Source organism: Amycolatopsis rubida (assembly GCF_900115345.1).
Lineage (GTDB): Bacteria > Actinomycetota > Actinomycetes > Mycobacteriales > Pseudonocardiaceae > Amycolatopsis > Amycolatopsis rubida.
This window is the reverse complement of record NZ_FOWC01000003.1, coordinates 264455-280812: the sequence shown is the minus strand read 5'-3', so window position 1 is coordinate 280812 and position 16358 is coordinate 264455. Positions and strand designations below refer to the sequence as shown.

The 16358-nt window shown below is 70.9% G+C and carries 15 protein-coding genes and 2 pseudogenes; 12 read left to right on the top strand and 5 right to left on the bottom strand.

The window, feature by feature from the left end; all coding sequences use genetic code 11:
* Positions 1-30: 30 nt before the first annotated feature.
* Together BM362_RS15670 and BM362_RS15665 are read left to right on the top strand one after the other, a co-directional pair.
* Positions 31-711: a response regulator transcription factor gene (locus BM362_RS15670; protein ID WP_093573607.1), complete on the top strand. Its 681-nt coding sequence runs from the start codon at positions 31-33 to the stop codon at positions 709-711.
* The gene (locus BM362_RS15665) at positions 708-2060 is read left to right on the top strand and encodes a sensor histidine kinase (protein WP_093573606.1); all 1353 of its coding nucleotides are present in this window, start codon (positions 708-710) and stop codon (positions 2058-2060) included. Before BM362_RS15670 ends, BM362_RS15665 begins: the two co-directional genes overlap by 4 nt.
* Here BM362_RS15665 and BM362_RS15660 read toward each other — a convergent pair.
* Both BM362_RS15660 and dprE2 read right to left on the bottom strand, forming a co-directional pair.
* Entirely contained in the window at positions 2057-3283 is a 1227-nt protein-coding gene (locus tag BM362_RS15660) for an LCP family protein (protein ID WP_093573605.1), read from the bottom strand. The two genes, BM362_RS15665 and BM362_RS15660, sit on opposite strands and share 4 nt — an antisense overlap.
* A gap of 158 nt (positions 3284-3441) precedes the next feature.
* A complete protein-coding gene (dprE2, locus tag BM362_RS15655; RefSeq protein WP_093573604.1) occupies positions 3442-4185 on the bottom strand; it encodes a decaprenylphospho-beta-D-erythro-pentofuranosid-2-ulose 2-reductase in 744 nt (247 codons plus the stop codon).
* 136 nt (positions 4186-4321) lie between these two features.
* Between dprE2 and BM362_RS15650 the strand changes: the two genes are divergently transcribed.
* The 3 genes from BM362_RS15650 (at position 4322) to BM362_RS15640 (ending at position 7574) form a co-directional block, all read left to right on the top strand.
* Complete coding sequence (locus BM362_RS15650; RefSeq protein WP_244287167.1) at positions 4322-4807, top strand: MarR family winged helix-turn-helix transcriptional regulator; 486 nt, start codon at positions 4322-4324, stop codon at positions 4805-4807.
* Positions 4808-4895: 88 nt separating this feature from the next.
* On the top strand, positions 4896-6356 hold the full coding sequence (locus BM362_RS15645) for an MFS transporter (protein ID WP_093573602.1): 1461 nt from the start codon (positions 4896-4898) through the stop codon (positions 6354-6356).
* 12 nt (positions 6357-6368) lie between these two features.
* Entirely contained in the window at positions 6369-7574 is a 1206-nt protein-coding gene (locus BM362_RS15640; RefSeq protein WP_093573601.1) for an FAD-dependent monooxygenase, read from the top strand.
* Between the two features lie 12 nt (positions 7575-7586).
* Here the strand turns inward: BM362_RS15640 and BM362_RS47450 are convergent, their stop codons facing one another.
* Positions 7587-7937, bottom strand: coding sequence for a hypothetical protein (locus BM362_RS47450; protein WP_167545324.1), 351 nt, complete (start codon positions 7935-7937; stop codon positions 7587-7589).
* 537 nt (positions 7938-8474) lie between these two features.
* On the opposite strand from BM362_RS47450, the pseudogene BM362_RS15630 reads away from it, so the two are divergent.
* A pseudogene (locus BM362_RS15630) lies at positions 8475-9467 on the top strand (RNA polymerase subunit sigma-70); the annotation flags it as partial.
* A gap of 232 nt (positions 9468-9699) precedes the next feature.
* Here BM362_RS15630 and BM362_RS15625 read toward each other — a convergent pair.
* Positions 9700-9969: a WhiB family transcriptional regulator gene (locus tag BM362_RS15625; protein ID WP_037812602.1), complete on the bottom strand. Its 270-nt coding sequence runs from the start codon at positions 9967-9969 to the stop codon at positions 9700-9702.
* 490 nt (positions 9970-10459) lie between these two features.
* Here BM362_RS15625 and shbA point away from each other — a divergent pair, with 490 nt between their 5' ends.
* Positions 10460-11557 carry an RNA polymerase sigma factor ShbA gene (gene shbA / locus BM362_RS50545; RefSeq protein WP_369806005.1) on the top strand — a complete coding sequence of 366 codons (1098 nt, stop codon included), beginning with the start codon at positions 10460-10462 and terminating at the stop codon, positions 11555-11557.
* Here shbA and BM362_RS15615 read toward each other — a convergent pair.
* Positions 11534-12397: a LysR substrate-binding domain-containing protein gene (locus BM362_RS15615; protein WP_093573599.1), complete on the bottom strand. Its 864-nt coding sequence runs from the start codon at positions 12395-12397 to the stop codon at positions 11534-11536. The genes shbA and BM362_RS15615 overlap by 24 nt on opposite strands.
* A 100-nt stretch (positions 12398-12497) precedes the next feature.
* Here BM362_RS15615 and BM362_RS15610 point away from each other — a divergent pair, with 100 nt between their 5' ends.
* The 5 genes and pseudogenes from BM362_RS15610 to BM362_RS15590 all read left to right on the top strand — a co-directional run bounded on the left by BM362_RS15610 (position 12498) and on the right by BM362_RS15590 (position 16314).
* On the top strand, positions 12498-13523 hold the full coding sequence (locus BM362_RS15610) for a bile acid:sodium symporter family protein (RefSeq protein ID WP_425285705.1): 1026 nt from the start codon (positions 12498-12500) through the stop codon (positions 13521-13523).
* Positions 13524-13991: 468 nt separating this feature from the next.
* A pseudogene (locus BM362_RS48935) lies at positions 13992-14477 on the top strand (DUF1062 domain-containing protein); the annotation flags it as partial.
* 573 nt (positions 14478-15050) lie between these two features.
* On the top strand, positions 15051-15389 hold the full coding sequence (locus tag BM362_RS15600) for a WXG100 family type VII secretion target (protein WP_067590616.1): 339 nt from the start codon (positions 15051-15053) through the stop codon (positions 15387-15389).
* A 30-nt stretch (positions 15390-15419) separates the two neighbouring features.
* Positions 15420-15719 carry a WXG100 family type VII secretion target gene (locus tag BM362_RS15595; RefSeq protein ID WP_037812613.1) on the top strand — a complete coding sequence of 100 codons (300 nt, stop codon included), beginning with the start codon at positions 15420-15422 and terminating at the stop codon, positions 15717-15719.
* Between the two features lie 46 nt (positions 15720-15765).
* Positions 15766-16314 carry a hypothetical protein gene (locus BM362_RS15590; protein WP_067590613.1) on the top strand — a complete coding sequence of 183 codons (549 nt, stop codon included), beginning with the start codon at positions 15766-15768 and terminating at the stop codon, positions 16312-16314.
* Positions 16315-16358: the final 44 nt, after the last annotated feature.

The window sequence follows — 16358 nt, the reverse complement described above, 5'->3', positions numbered from 1 at the left end:
ACGTAGCCGGCCGGAGGAACGGGAGCCCGGATGGGGTCAGCTGGCCGCGGTCTCGTCCTCGTCGTGGAGGACGAGACCGCGATCGCCGAGCTCGCCGCGCTGTATCTGCGGCGCGACGGGTTCGGGGTGGCGATCGAACCGGACGGCGCGAAGGCGCTCGCGGCGATCCGCCGGACACGGCCGGTCGCCGTGGTGCTCGACATCGGACTGTCCGGAATGGACGGTATCGAGATCTGCCGGGCACTGCGCGCGGCGGGCGACTGGACGCCGGTGCTGTTCGTGACCGCTCGCGATGACGAGCTGGATCGCTTGCTGGGCCTCGAAATCGGCGCGGACGACTACCTGGCCAAACCGTTCAGTCCCCGTGAACTCGCCGCCCGCGTACGGACTGTGCTGCGCCGCGCGTCCGGCAGTCCGGCCACGACACTGGCTTGCGGCGGCGTGCGCATCGACGTTCCCGGCCGTCGCGCGTGGGCAGGCCAGGCGGAGGTCACGCTCACCTCCACCGAGTTCGACCTGCTCGCTTACCTGCTGCGCCACCCCGGCCAGGTGCTCTCGCGCGATCAGCTGCTCAGCGCGGTGTGGGGCTACGCCGCCGCGGCCGGGACCCGCACGGTGGACGTGCATGTCGCGCAGCTGCGGGCAAAACTCGGCGAAGAAAGTCCGATTCGGACAGTCCGGGGCATCGGTTACGCGGCGGACGCCGGATGAAAACCACGCTCGCGCTCCGGATCACCGTGGTGTGCCTGGCGGTCGCCGGGATCGCGGTGCTCGTGGCCGGGCTCGTCGCGTCCAGATTGGTCCGCAGCACCGCCGATTCGGTGCTGCGGCAATCGTTGCGGGACCAGGCCGACGTCGTCGCCGGGCAGCTCGACGGCACCGGCATCGGCAACCGGCTCGCGATCGGCAAGGTGGCCGCCGTCGTGCGGGGCCAGGGCATCGAGGTCGTCGTGCACCGGGTCAGCGGCCAGAATTCCGGCCAGGCGACCGCGGTGCGCGCGGCGGAACGGGCCGGGCTCACCTCCGGAATGGACCATTCGACGCGGGTCACGATCGGCGAGGTCGACTACCTCGTGGAAGTGCGCCCGGTCGGCCCGCAAGTCGCGTTCGCGCTCGTGCAGCCGGTGCGCAGCGCCGAATCCACGCAGCATGCGTTGCTGCGCAACATCCTTCTGGCACTGGGCATCGGGCTCTTGGTCGCCGCCATCGCCGGATACGTCTCCGGTCGCTTGCTCGGCCGCCCCCTGCGCCGTGCGGCCGCTGCCGCGGGCAGCCTCAGCGCGGGCCGACGCGACGTCCGGGTTCCGGTCGAAGGTCCTGCCGAGGTCGCGCAGGTGGCGGGCTCGCTGAACGAACTCGCCGACGCGCTGGCCCGCAGCGAATCCCGGCAACGAGAGTTCCTGTTGTCGGTGTCGCACGAACTCCGCACCCCGTTGACCGCGGTGACCGGTTTCGCCGAGGCGATCGCCGACGGAGTCGCCGAAGGCCCGGACGCCCGCCGCGCCGGCGAGACGATCCACCGCGAGGCCCAGCGCCTGGAACGGCTCGTGTCGGATCTGCTGGAGCTAGCCCGCCTCGGTGCCGACGAATTCCGGCTCGACCTGGACGTTTTCGACTTCGCCGCGCTGGTCCGGGACTGCGCGGAGGTGTGGCGGCTGCGCTGCGCCCGCTCGGATGTTCCGCTGACCGTGCGGTCTCCCCCGGGAACCGCCATGGTCACCGCCGACGCCCGGCGGCTGCGCCAGGTCGTGGACGGGCTGGCGGAGAACGCCCTGCGCGTCACACCCCCGGGTGCACCGATGGTGTTCGCCCTGGTGGTCGAGGACGGCCACGCCCGCCTGTCGGTCCGGGACGGCGGACCGGGGCTCGCGCCGGAGGACTACCCAGTGGCTTTCGAGCGCGGCGTGCTCAACGCCCGGTACCGCGACAGCCGCCCGGTCGGGTCCGGCATCGGGCTGGCGCTGGCGCACGGGCTGGTGAGGCGGATGGGCGGGGCGCTGACGGCCGGACCGGCGCCCGAAGGCGGCGCCGCCTTCACCATCGCGCTGCCGCTGGCCTAGTTCACGCACCCGCTGGCAGTCGTCATCTTCGGCTGCGCCGGAGTCCCCGCCGGAGGGGCGGGCGTCGTGGTCTCCGCGATCGGCCGCACCACGCCGCCGCTCGACGACGGGTGGACGGTGCCCGAGCCGGGCGTTCCCCCGGAGGCCGAAACATCCGGCGAACTGATCTGCGCCTGAACGAATTCCTTCACCTGCGCCGGATCCACCTTCACCGCGTCCCCGTCGGACGGGGTGGCCAGCGACAGGCTCTGCACCGGGATCGTGCCGAACGCGATCGCGCCCGAGCTGAGTCCGTGCAGCTGCTGGGCGAAGCTCAGCAGGTTCCAGCCGTGATCGAGGGTGACCGAACCCGCCAAAGCGTCTACAAGGGACGAAAGCCGCGCCGGATCGGTGAAGGTGCCGGAGCCGAGGACGGTTTCCGCCATCGCCGACATGAACGCCTGCTGCCGCGCGATCCGGTCCAGATCGCCGTTGGGCAGGCCGTGCCGCTGCCGGACGAAGGCGAGCGCCTGGGTCCCCGAGACGGTCTGCGTCCCAGCGGGGAAATCCGCTCCGGAGAAGGAATCGTGCACCGGGGCCTTCAGGCACACCCGCACTCCGCCGACCGCCTGGCTCAGCGCGGCGAATCCGGAGAGATTGACCGCGGCGTAATGGTTGACGGTGAGCCCGGTGAGCTTCTGCACCGCGGCGATCGCCGACTTGGCCCCGGCCGCGTCCGCGGCCACTTCCAGCTCCGGGCCGCTCATTCCTTGCTGCGCAAGCTTTCCCCGCTGGTCGGCGCGCGCCCGGCTGTACGCCGAATTGATCTTGTGCTTGCCGTACCCCGGAATGTCCACATAGGAATCCCGGGGGATCGAGATCGCGGTGGCGGCCGCCCCGCCGACCGGGACGTGCACCACGATCATCGTGTCGGTGGTGTTGCCGCCGTCGTCTCCCCCGCCCGCGTGCAGCGCGTCGAGCACGTTCTGCGGCAGCGGCGTCCCGTCCGGTTTGGTGCGGGAATCGAGACCTACCAGCAAGATGTTCTGCGCGACGGCGAGCGGTTCCCCGGCCGGAATGTCGGGCACCTGCGCCGAGGGCGCGATGACGTCGGCGGTGACGAGGCCGGTGTCCAGGCGGTGCAGTTGCGACCATGCGAATCCGGTGACGCCCAGCACCAGGGTGGACACCACCCCCAGCACCGCACGGCCGCCGATCCGGCGGCCCCGGGACGTGATCAGCACGGCCGGTTCCTCGCTTCCCCGGGGACGGATCTCGACCCCCGCGTTCGAGGATCACCGCGTTAGCTGGGAATAGCCTGAGAAACCTGTCGCGAAGATGTGATGCTGCCCGTTCGGCCGAGCGCGCGGCGACAGCCGGTATCCCTTCGGGCACAGGGAGTTCAGCGCGGCATCCGCCGCCACACCGCGCGCGGCACGAACCGCGTCGCCGCGAACACCAAGCGCAACACGCCCGGCACCCACACGACTTCCCGGCGGCGGCGCAACGCGGCCACCGCCGCGCCGGCCACCTGATCGGCGGTGCTGGAGAACGGCGCGGGAGACATTCCTTCGGTCATCCGGCCGATCACGAAGCCCGGGCGCACGAGCAGCAGATGGACGCCGGTGCCGTGCAGCGCGTCGGACAGTCCCGAGGCGAACCCGTCGAGGCCCGCTTTCGCCGAGCCGTACACATAGTTCGCCCGCCGCACGCGAATCCCGGCGACCGACGAGAAGACGACCAGGTTCCCGGAACCCTGAGCACGCAACAGTTCCGCCGCGTGAGTGAGCACTGACACCTGAGCGACGTAATCGGTGTGCACGATCGCGGTCGCGTGTGCGGCGTCGGCCTCCGCGCGGGCTTGGTCGCCGAGAATGCCGAACGCCAGCACGACGGTTTCGAGCGGCCCGTGCTCTTCGAGGACGCGATCGAGCAGCGGGCGATGCGCGGAGAGGTCGTCGGCGTCGAAGTCTTCGGTCGCGACAGTCTCCGCGCCCGCTTCGCGCAGGGCGGCTGTCTGCTCGCTGAGATCCGCGCCCGGCCTCGCGGCGAGCACGAACCGCTTCGCGCCCTCGCGCGCCAGCCGGACGGCCACCGCTGTCCCGATTTCGCTGCGCCCGCCCAGTACCAGCACCGTTCCGCTCACGGTCGGTGAGTCTGCCAGCTTCGCCGTCGATGCCGCGGCCGGCCCGGAACTCCGCGCTCGACGGGTTTCGGCCCGGTGCTGCTCGTCACACTATTTCACTAACTTGGTTAGTTACTTATCTAGTAGTCTTCTTGTCATGACCTCCTCAGCCCGCGGCTCGCGGCGAACCGAATCCCCGGGTGCCGGCAACGCGGCGATGGAGCGCCTGCAAGAGGTGGGAACCCTGACGCGGGTCATCGAACAACGCCTGAGCGGGGCGCTGGGGATCAACGGCACGGACCTGGCGGCGCTGGAGCACCTCGCCACCGACGGCCCGCTGACGGCGAAGGACCTCGCGGACCGGCTGCGGGTCTCGACCGCGGCGAGCACCCACATCGTGGACCGGCTCGAAAAGGCCGGGCACGTCGTCCGCCGCCCGCACGCCACCGATCGCCGCAAGGTGCTGGTCGAGCCGGTCGGGGAATCGATGGACCGGCTCTTCGGCCACCTGCAGCCGCTGCTGCGCGGCGTGGCGGGCCTGGTCGAGGCGCTGGGCCCCGGCGACCGGGACGTCGTCACGTCGTTCCTGGCGGGTGTCGTGCGGATCTACACCGACACCGCGGACTCCTTCCCCCAGGGCTGACCGCCCGCACCTCCCCGCCGGGCGCGCATTCGTTCCGCCCGGTACACGAACGCGCCCGGAAAACGAGCGCCAGAATTCGGAGCGAACCATGTCCCTACCCGAAAAGAAGGCCTCGCCGCGAGCGACGGGATGGCTGCTGGCCGCCGTGCTCGTGGTCGAGCTGATGGATTTGCTCGACTCGACGATCGTCACCGTGGCGGGGCCGTCGCTGGAGCGGTCACTGGGGACGAGTCCGGCCGGGCTGCAGTGGGTCATCGGCGGCTACGCGCTGACGCTCGGCGCGGGCCTCGTGCTGGGCGGGCGGCTCGGCGACCGCTACGGCCGCCGTCCCGTGTTCCTGTCCGGGCTCGCCGTCTTCACCCTCGCGTCGCTGCTGTGCGCACTCGCCCCGGACATCGGCCTGCTGATCGCCTTCCGGCTGATCCAGGGCGCGGCCGGGGCGATGATGCTGCCCCAGGGCCTCGGCATCCTGCGCGACAACCTCACTCCCCGGCAGCTCACGAAGGCTCTTGCCGTGTTCGGTCCGGTGCTCGGCCTCGGCGGCGTGTTCGGCCCGGTGCTGGGCGGCGCCCTGATCGACTGGGACCTGTCCGGCCTCGGCTGGCGGCTGGTATTCCTGGTCAACGTTCCGGTCGGCCTCGCCGCGGCGGCGCTCGCCTGGCGGCTGGTGCCCCGCGGCGACGGAATCCGGACACTGCGCGTGGACGTCGCCGGAGCCGTTCTCGTCGCCGCGGCCTCGGCTTTGCTGGTCCTCCCGCTCAACGAGGGGCAGACCTCGGGGTGGCCGCTGTGGACGTGGCTGTCGCTAGGCGCCGCGGCGATCGGCTACGCGGGATTCGCGCTGTGGCAACGCCGCACCGTGCGCCGGGGCCGGGCCCCGCTGGTCACCCCGAGCCTGTTCGGCAAGTCCGCGTTCACTGCCGGGCTGGCCGCGGTCGCGCTGTTCTTCGGCGGGCTGATCGGCACGCAGCTGACGCTGACGTTCTTCCTGCAGCTCGGACACGGCTTCACCGCCGGGCAGGCCGGGCTGGGCAACCTCCCGGTCGCACTGGGCACCGCGGTCGGCGGCACCATCAGCGGCGGGCTGCTCGCCGCAAAACTCGGCCGCGGGGTGCTGCGGGCCGGGGCCGTGGTCCAGCTCGCCGGGACCGCCTGGCTGTGGCTGTCCCTCGACGACGCCGCCGGTTTCACGTTCTGGCAGATCGTGCCCGGCAGCGCCGTCGCCGGCATCGGCGCGGGCATCGTGATCGCCGCGGTGTTCAACACCGTGCTCGGCGCCGTCGATGACGACGAGGTCGGTTCCGCCTCCGGCGTCCTGTCCGCGGTCCAGTCGATCGGCGGCTCGGTCGGCGTCGCGGTGTTCAGCACTGTGTTCTTCGCCGGCGCGCTCGCCGGCCAGGTCACCGAAAGCTTCCGCGACGCCCTCGTGGTCCAGGGGATCGTCATCGCGCTGTTCCTGCTCATCTCACCGCTGTTCCCCCGCCGCGCCCGCCCCGGCGAAACCACCACCCCGGAGAGCGCCGCGCCGGCCTCCCGCACCACTTCTTAGGGGGAGGATCCCTTGTCCCGCACCGTTTTGATCTCCGGCGCCAGCATCGCCGGACCCGCCCTGGCCTACTGGCTCCACCGGCACGGCATGACCGCGACCGTGATCGAGCGCGCGCCGGAACTCCGTCTCGGCGGGCAGACCGTCGACCTGCGCGGCGCCGGCCGCACCGTCATCGAACGCATGGGCCTCGAACAAGCCGCCCGCGACCGCGTCACGCACGAGGAGGGCCTGCGTTTCGTCGACGACCGTGACCGGGTCCGCGCGTCCTTCGCCAGCGACGCCCTCGACGGCGACGGGTTCGTCACCGAACTGGAACTCCTGCGCGGCGAACTCGCCGACCTGCTCCACCAGCACACGCGCGAGGACACCCGGTACGTCTTCGGCGACGAGATCACCGGCCTGACCGACACCGGCGACGGCGTGGACGTCACCTTCCGCACCGGACCCGATCAGCGATTCGACCTCGTCGTCCTCGCCGACGGTTTCCGCTCGCGCACCCGGGACCTCGTCTTCGCCGACCTCGCCAGCACCCGCTCGTTCGGCCTGTACACCGCCTACTTCACCATTCCCCGCACCGGATCCGACGCCCGCTGGGCCCGCTGGCACAACGTCCCCGGCCGCCGCGTCGTCCTCCTGCGCCCCGACAATCAGGGCACCACCCGCGCCACCCTGTCCTTCCTGCACCCAGAGCCGGGGCTCGACCGCCTGCGAGCCCCGGCACAGCAAGACTTCCTGCGCCGCCACTACGCCGACGCCGGCTGGGAAACACCACGCGTGCTGGAGGCGATGGGCGACGCGCCGGACTTCTACTTCGAATCCGTCGGGCAAATGCGCCTGCGGCGCTGGTCTCGCGGCCGGATCGCCGCTGTCGGCGACGCCGCCTACTGCGCCTCCCCGCTCAGCGGCATGGGCACCAGCCTCGCCCTCGCCGGCGCTTACGTCCTCGCCGGCGAACTCAGCCGGCACCCCGGCCACCGCGAGGCTTTCCGTTCCTACGAAACCATCATGCGGCCCTACGTCGCCCAAGCCCAGAACGTCTCGTGGCTCGCGCCGCGGCTGGCCTCCCCGAAAACCCGCACCGGCATCCGGCTCCTCACCACCGCCGCCCGCCTCGCCGCGCACCCCAGGGTCAGCCGCGTCACGGCGCGGTTCGCCAACCCGCCGGCAGACGCCGTCGATCTCCCCGACTATCCCGACGCCCGGCCGGCCAGGCACTGAGCGGACCCTGATTCACGAACTGCAACTTCGCAGACTCTGCAGGATCTCGCTACGCCGATCCAGCGCACCATCGCCCTCGCGGCGCTTCGGCTGATCGAGAAGTGCGGTCTGGACCAGGTCACCGTCGACGACATCGCCGGGGCAGGCGTGTCCGTGTTCATGTTCTTCAACTGCTTCGCCGCCAAGGAGGACGCTGTGCTGCTCGCGTACGCGGAGCGAGCCGCGCAGGCGATCGCCCGGTTCTTCGCCACTGGACCGCGCCGAATGGCTCGCCCGGCCGCGCGTCATCAGCGACGAACCGGTGCCGCCCAGCCGGGCGACCGTGCTCGGCTCCCAGTCCCACCGGCCGATGATCGAGGCCATCGCCCGGATCAGCACCTGTTCCCCGGGCGGGCGCTCGCGCTGCTGACCGGAGTCCTCACCTCCCCGCTCAGCCGCTGGTCCGCGCTCGACGGCGCGCGTCCGCCGCCCGCGATCCTCGACGAGACCGCCGCCGGGCCGCCCGACCCGCGCTGACCGGATCCCTCGCGCGGGGATCCGCCGCCGAACCCCGCGCCGTTCGCATCCTTCTCCCGCCCGAGTCCGGAAAGGACTGTCCCTGTCCACCGCGCCTTCCCCGGCGACGAGCCACCGGCAAGTGCGGCAAGGCGATGTCCGGCCTGATGGTGGGCATTTTCGCATCCACTGTGGTCGCGAACGCGCTGCCGCGGATCGTGTCCGAGCTGGGCGGCAGCCAGTCGTCCCGCACCTGGGCCGTCACCACCGAACTGCTCGCGATGACCGCGACCGTCCCGCTCTGGGGCGAACTTTCCTGGCCGTTCGTGGCCGGCTCGCGCAGGACATCGACGTGCTGGAACGGCCTGTGCCGGTTAGCACAGGCACTCACGAGCTACCGTTGCCCGGGTGACCAGCGACGAGGAGTTCGGCGCCCTGATCGAACGGCACCGGCGCGAGATCCGCGTGCACTGCTACCGGATGAGCGGTTCGTTCGAGGAGGCGGAGGACCTCACGCAGGAGGCATTCCTCCGGGCCTGGAAAGGCCGCCGGGGCTTCGCCGGGCGGGCGAGCGTGCGGACGTGGCTGTACCGGATCGCCACGAACGTCTGCCTCGACGCGCTCGCCCGGCGGCCGCGGCGGGCACTGCCGGACGAACTGGGTCCGGCGGCCGACCCGGCGGGCGAGATCTCCGCGCTCGACGTGCCGTGGCTCGGCCCTTTCCCCGATCTGCTGCTCGACCCCGCGGCGCCGGACGACACCGCCGCCGCGGTCGTCGAACGGGAAACCGTCGAACTGGCGTTCCTCGCCACCATCCAGTTGCTCCCGCCGCGCCAACGCGCCGCGCTGATCTTGCGCGACGTGCTCGATTGGTCCGCAAAGGACACTGCCGAACTGCTGGACACTTCGGTGGCCTCGGCGAACAGCGCGCTGCAGCGGGGCAGGGAGACTCTGCGCGCCAAGCTGCCCGCACGGCGCGCCGAATGGTCCGCGCCGGACAGCACGACCGCCGAGGAAACGGCGCTGCTGCGGAAGTTCATCGCTGCCTACGAATCGGCAGACGTGCAGGCGGTGGCCGCTGTGCTGAGCGAGGACGCGCGTGCGGTGATGCCGCCGTACTCGTTGTGGTTCGACAGTCGCGATCGGATTCTCGGCGCGCTCGGACCGGGCTTCGATCCGCGATCGCCGTACTACCGGGGCAGTTTCCGGATGGTGCCGGTGCGCGCGAACCGGCAGCCCGCGGTCGCGAGTTATCTGCGCCGGCCCGGCGAACCGGTTTATCGCGCTTTCGGCGTCTGCGTCCTCACCGTGCGAAATGGACTGGTCACGGCGATGGCCGCGTTCGAAACGGCGGCACTGGCACCGTACGGGCTCCCCGAAACATTCGACGAATACTGAGCCGATGATGGCTGATCCGGTTTACCGCCACGGCGGAAACCGCTCGCCCGAGCAGATCGGCGGCGGACCGGGTCCGCCTGCTTCCGGTCGGATCAGCAACAACGCCCGGGCGGCGATCGCCTGTACTGCGATCGCCGCCCGGGCGCAACCACCGGGTTCCGGGCTTTGCGGCCGGTCGTGGTGGGGAAACTGCTAGCGCCCTCGCCGCCGGGAAATGGTCACCGGCACGCGGTCAGGCGACTCGATGCCGTGCGGCGGCGGAGCCGGTTCGCACCAGCTTCCGGCGCTCCAGCTCGGTGGTTCCCCCGAAGATCCCGTTGCCGAGACCGTTGTCGAGAGCATAGGAAAGGCATTCCGCGCGGACCGGGCATCGCGCGCAGACCGCCTTGGCCTTCGCGACCTGCTGCGCCCCCGGACCCATGTCGGAAATCGGGAAGAACAGTTCCGGGTCCTCGTCCTGGCACGCCGCGCGGGCGAGCCAGCTGGTGGCCGTGAGTTCCATTGTTGCTTTTCACCTCCTGTCCTCATTGTCGAACCGTGGTCAACCGACTTCTCCGCGCGCACGGGCACGCCATGCCTTCGGAGGATGTTCGGTGGGCTTTTCGGCCGAACCGCTCCGGGCCGCGAAGGACCCGGCGGACGACCGGCTTTCCAAGTTACCACCGATCACCGCCCGCGCGCGAAATTTCGATTCAGCTCACATCGCGGACGCGGTTGCCGCCGGACGTGCTACAGCCCCCGCGGCCGGGCTCTCCGGGCCCGGAGAGTCCGGGTTTTCCTTTTCCGCGCACCATTTTCCCCTTCCGTCGCAGCCGAGGACGAGCCGCCCGTCCGGTCCAGGTACCCGTCCGTCCCGGAGTTAACCACATTTCCGTGATCGGATCGTTACATCCTACGGGCGCGTCACCGCACCTGTTCGACAAGTGCGGGATCGGGAGGGGGTGCGCGTGGCGGGGTTCGACGGCTTTTTCCGGGGCGATTTCCCTCGTCTCGTGGCATTCCTGTGCGCGGGCGGGCTCGGCCCGGGCACCGCGCGCGAGGTCGCGGTGGAGGCCTTCGTCCAGGAAACCGGGACGTGGCCGCCGCCGGGCGACCCGCGCGTGGCGGTGCGGCTGACCGCTGTCCGGCTCGCCGCCGAGCAGACCTGGTTCGACGGCGGCGACCCGTCCGCGGATCCCCCCGGCGACCGGCTGACCTCGGTCGTCGAGCGGAACGCGCGAGGGGTCGAACTGCTGGCGACACTGCCGGAAACCCAGCGCACGGTGCTGACCTGGTCGCTCGACGGGTTCTCGCCCGCCGCGATCGCCTCGGCGCTCGGCATGGCGGGCACCACAGTCCGCTCGAATCTGCGGCATGCACGGGAACGGCTGAAACATCGGCTCGGCCTGGCCGGGCGCGAGGAGGCCCTGATGACCGCGCTGCGCGAAGCCGAGGGCGCACTGGTCAGCGCGCTGCGCTCGGCGCTCGACGTCGAAGAAGCGTTGACCCGGGTGAAAACCGAGGCGACCGCCTTGGCCGCGCCACGGGTCCAGGCAGGCCGCTTCGGCTTCGACGGCCCGGTGCGCGCGGCAGTCGAGGGCGATCCGGACGCGGCGCAGGACCTGCTCGCCGCGGTCCAGCCGCTGATCGTGCGCTACTGCCGGGCCCGGCTGGGCGGCGCCGACGCATATTCCTCCGCGGACGATGTGGCGCAGGAAGCCTGCCTGGCGTTGCTGACCGCGCTGCCCGGTTACCGGCATCAGGGGCGGCCGTTTCTCGCTTTCGTCTACGGGATCGCGCAGCACAAGGTGGCTGACGCGCATCGGGCGCACGCGCGCAACCGGACCGAGGCGGTGGCCGAGGTGCCGGAGGCGGTCGACCTGGCCGACGGGCCGGAGGAACGGGCGCTGCGCGCGGAGCTGAACCGGCAGCTGGCCCGGCTGCTGGAGTTGTTGCCGGAGCGACAGCGGGAGATTGTGCTGCTGCGCATCGTAGTCGGACTCTCCGCCGACGAAGCGGCCGAAGCGGTCAGCTCCACACCGGGCGCGGTACGGGTGGCGCAACACCGCGCGCTGCTGCGGCTCCGCTCAGCCCTCGAACGACGTCGCTGACCCGATCCGCGCCACCACGAACTCCGCCAGCGCCGCCACCGGGCCCTCGCCGCCGTCTCGCGACAGCAGGATGAAGTCGACGTCACCCGGGTCCGGAAGACCGAGCTCGGCAGGCAATTCGACCAGATCGGAGGGCACCAGGCTCCGCGCGTGCACCGTGATCCCGAGTCCCGCGGCCGCCGCCGCGCGCAGGCCGGTCAGGCTCGAAGTCTGGCAGGCCGCCCGCCATTCCAGCCCGGCGCGTTCCAGCGCTTCCACCGCCAGCTGCCGGGTGACCGACGGCATCGGGTACTGCACCAGCGGCACCGGATGGCCGGGCGTGCGGTCCGTCGCCGCCGAGCCGATCCACACCAGGGGTTCGCGGCGCAGCAGCCGTCCCGGGCCGGGCGCGCCCGGGCGGCGTTTGCCGAGCACCAGGTCGAGCCGGCCCTCGGCGATCCGGCGGGCGAGCACATCGGACAGTTCCACGTGCAGTTCGACGTCCACCAGCGGATGGCTTTCCCGCAGCCGCCGCAGGATTTCCGGCAGCTCGCCGAGCGCGAAGTCCTCGGACACCCCGAACCGGACCCGGCCGCGCACCTGCGTGCCGCGGAAATGCCGGGCCGCGCGGTCCTCGGTGTCCACAATGGTCTGCGCGAACCCGAGCATCGCCTGCCCGCGCGCGGTCAGGTCGACCGCGTGCGTGTCCCGGGCGAACAGCAACCCGCCCGCCTCGGACTCAAGCCGCCGGATGTGCTGGCTGACGGTGGGCTGCCCCACACCCAAGCGCCTCGCTGCCGCCGTGAAGCTGCGAGTTTCGGCCACAGCGAGGAAAGAACGGCACAACCGCGGATCCAGCATGCGTCACATCTTATCGGAATTCACAATGACAGTCAGTATGGTCATCGGGGTTCCGAATGACCGCGGGCGACGGGAGAATGACCGGGAAAGGAGATCCACCGTGCTCGCTTCGTTCGCCCGCCCTGTCTCGGCCTTGCTCGCCAAGCTGCGGATCGACCCGTTCATCGCCCTGATCCTCGTCACCGTAGGCATCGCCTCGCTGCTGCCGGCTTCCGGCGCGGTCGCGACCGGGTTCGGCGGGCTGACCAAGATCGCGGTCGGATTGCTCTTCTTCCTTTACGGCGCAAGGCTTTCCAGTCAGGAAGCGGTCGACGGGATGCGGCACTGGCGGTTGCACGTCACCGTGCTCTGCGCCACGTTCGTGCTTTTCCCGCTGCTGGGGCTCGCCGCGTCGTTCCTCTCCCCCGGGCTGCTGACCTCGCCGCTGTACACCGGCGTGCTGTTCCTCTGCCTGCTGCCCTCGACCGTCCAGTCGTCGATCGCGTTCACCTCGATCGCCAAGGGCAACGTCGCGGCCGCGATCTGCGGCGCGTCGCTGTCCAACCTGCTCGGCATCGTGCTGACGCCGCTGCTCGTCGCGCTGCTGCTGGCCACCGACGGCCCGGGCGTGAGCGGTTCGGCCGTGCTGGACATCGTGGCGCAGCTGCTGGTGCCGTTCGTCGCCGGGCAGCTGGCGCGCCGCTGGATCGGCGAGTGGGTGCGGCGGCATTCCGCGCCGCTCAAGATCGTCGACCGCGGTTCGATCCTGCTGGTGGTCTACACCGCGTTCAGCGAGGGCATGACCGAGGGCATCTGGCACCAGCTGGACGTGGGCCCGCTGCTGGCGCTGGTCACGGTCTGCTGCGTCCTGCTGGCGGCGGTGCTCGGCGCGACCAGCGGCGGCGCGCGGCTGCTCGGATTCGCCCGCGCGGACCGGATCACGATCATGTTCTGCGGTTCGAAGAAGAGTCTCGCGAGCGGCCTGCCGATGGCGACGGTGCTGTTCGGGCACGCCGAGGTCGGGCTGATCGTGCTGCCGCTGATGCTGTTCCACCAGATCCAGCTGATCGTGTGCGCGGCGATGGCGCGCCGCTACGCCCGGCAGGCGACCGCGGCGGAGCAGGGGGAACTGACGGCGGTCGGCTGACGCCTGCCAGGCCCGTTCTGCCCCGTCCGGCGGGAACGCCTGCTGGGCCCCGTTCCGCCCCGTCCGACGGGAACGCCGGGCGGGCCCCGTTCCGCCCCGTCCGACGGGAACGCCCGCCGGGCCCCGTTCCGCCCCGTCCGACGGGAACGCCCGCCGGGCCCCGTTCCGCCCCGTCCGACGGGAACGCCCGCCGGGCCCCGTTCCGCCCCGTCCGACGGGAACGCCCGCCGGGCCCCGTTCCGCCCCGTCCGACGGGAACGCCCGCCGGGCCCCGTTCCGCCCCGTCCGACGGGAACGCCCGCCGGGCCCCGTTCCGCCCCGTCCGGCGGGAACGCCGGGCGGGGCGCTGACCGGAAATCCAGTGGAACCGTGCCCGCCCCCGCGGCTGCTCTCGCTCGGCCAGTGCCGGCCAGGCAAGGACGTGCCGTTGCACATCGCGTGAGGCATCCCAAGCTCTGACTTCGTCGCGTGCCGCCTTCGAGCGTCGCGCTTCTTCGTGCTGCGGAATTCTCACTGGATCGGTGTGCTCCTGCGCTCTATCACTGGACAGTCCCGCCCACCTGTCTGCCGCTCGTCCGGCGACGCTGCCACACCTGCTCATCTGAGCGTTTTCGAGCGGACGGCAAGGTCCTGGTCAATGCCAACCACCAACTCGCCGACGCCTGGCTTCTCGCGCTCCGCACCGGCTGCGGGGAAACGGCGAAATTCGCCGTGCCAGAACGGGCGAAGGTGTGCTCGATCCGCCCGGTTCTGCTGGATCGCTTGCACCACAACGATCCCGGCCTCGCCGCCGAACTGCTCCAGGACCCGGTCCTGCGACGGCGCAACCGCATCGCGCTCGACCGGGACGGCGCTCGGCGGCTCGACACCAGTGGTCCGGACCATGCGGACCAGGACGCGATCGACGTCTCGGCCGGCTTCGCGGCCCGGATCCCGGTCCGCCCGGCGCGGCTGCTCGCCGAGGGTCGCGGCCTCGCGCGGGCTGAGGTCGAGCGGCTGATCGCCGAGGGTCGCGGCCTCGCGCGGGGCTGTGGTCGAGCGGCTGCTCGCCGAGGGGAAGGCCGGGTCGGGAGTCCGGCCGAGCGGCAAGCTCTCCGGCGACTTCTCCTTCACGCTCAAGCGCCGAGCCGCGGGCACTCTTGCTCCTCCGGGATTCCCCTCCCGGACAGCCGCCGTTCATCCACAAAGGACTTGGCGGAGTCCACTGTCGATTTCCGCTCACATGAGCGCGAACCGCGAACCCGGGCACCAGCGGTGCCTGAACGGGCAATCGTGCGTAACCGGGTCCGGCGGAAAGCGTTGCCGCTGCCCAGCGCCCCCCAGGTGGAGGAGCCCCTTGCCCCGCCGTCCGCGCACTGGTGTTCAGAAGGGAACAACGCGGCGACAACCCGTAGACCGGCGCTTACCGTAAGTCCGCAGTCTCCCCCGTGCTCTGTCGTATCGGCCGAACGAAGGGCATCCGCGGCGACATCGGCGGTCTGGCATGCCAGTCCGTCATATCCGGAGAACCCGACCAGAGGAGAAAGCATGGCTTCGCAGGACGGCGCCCGCGTCGACACCAACGTCATGCGCAAGGGCGCGCAGACGATCAGCGACACCGGGCAGAACATCACCGGGGTGAACCAGAAGGTCGACGGCACCATGCAGACGCTGTTCGGCACCTGGCGGTCCGACTCGGCCAACGTGTTCAACCAGGCCATGGGCCAGTTCGACCAGACGGTCCGCAAGATCGTGCAGAAGCTGGACGAGCTCGCGCAGAACGTGCAGACCTCGGCGAGCGAGTACGACAGCCGGGACTCGGACAACACCTCCACCGCCAACAACGCCGCCGCGGTCATCGGCGGCGGCGGTCTGCAGGGCTTCTGATCCCCTTCCTTCCCACGAAAGGACATTCCCATGGCTTTGGGCCAGTTCCAGATCAGCTTCGCCACCATGCAGGACACCGTCGGGCAGGCGAAGCAGCAGTCCAACCAGATCACCGAGCTGCTGGACCAGATGAAGGCCGTCATCGAAGGCCAGCGCGAAAACTGGACCGGTGTAGCGGCGGACATGTTCCACGAGACCTACAACTACTGCCACCAGGCGGCGCTGACGCTGCCGCAGGCGCTCGACGCCGCCGCGCAGACCCTCGGCCAGATCAACGAGGGCACCTCCAACACCGAAGGCAACAACGCCAAGCGCTTCGCCGCGAACTGACGCGGCCCGGTTCGGCACAACTGACCTGAAAGGAGGGTGAGCGACGGTGGACGGCAACGGCAACGGGGAGCACAAGGACAACTCCTCGGACAACCACCAGACCACGTCGGACGACGGCAAGTTCCACAGCCCGGGCGACCAGACGCCGCCGGACGTGAAGAACGAGTGGATCCCGCCGGGCGACGTCGGCAAGCCGCCGCCGGTGCCGGGCGGTTCCGAGCATCCGGGCAAGGGCGTCACCGCGGTCAACACCGAGGCGATGCGCACGTTCGCGAAGAACCTGCAGGCGCTCGCGGACGGGCCGCTGAAGGATCTGCCGGCGAAACTCGACGGCATCCAGCTCAAGCCCGGCGTGTTCCTGACGGCGCAGAGCAAGATCTTCACGCCGATCCAGGGCACGAACGCGCTGCGGGACACCACCCGCACCGCGATCCACGACCTCTGCAAAGCGCTCGACGAGGTGGCGGACGCGGTGAACAAGGCCTCGAAGGCGTACGACAACGCCGACGAGGTCAACAAGATGTCCGCTGACGACTACAACCAGTACTTCAACACCGTCAGCGGGCACATCACCGGCGCCGGTCAGAAAGCCTGACCGGACGGGCGGCGGTCTCTCCGGTTCGAAGCGATCGAGGGAAA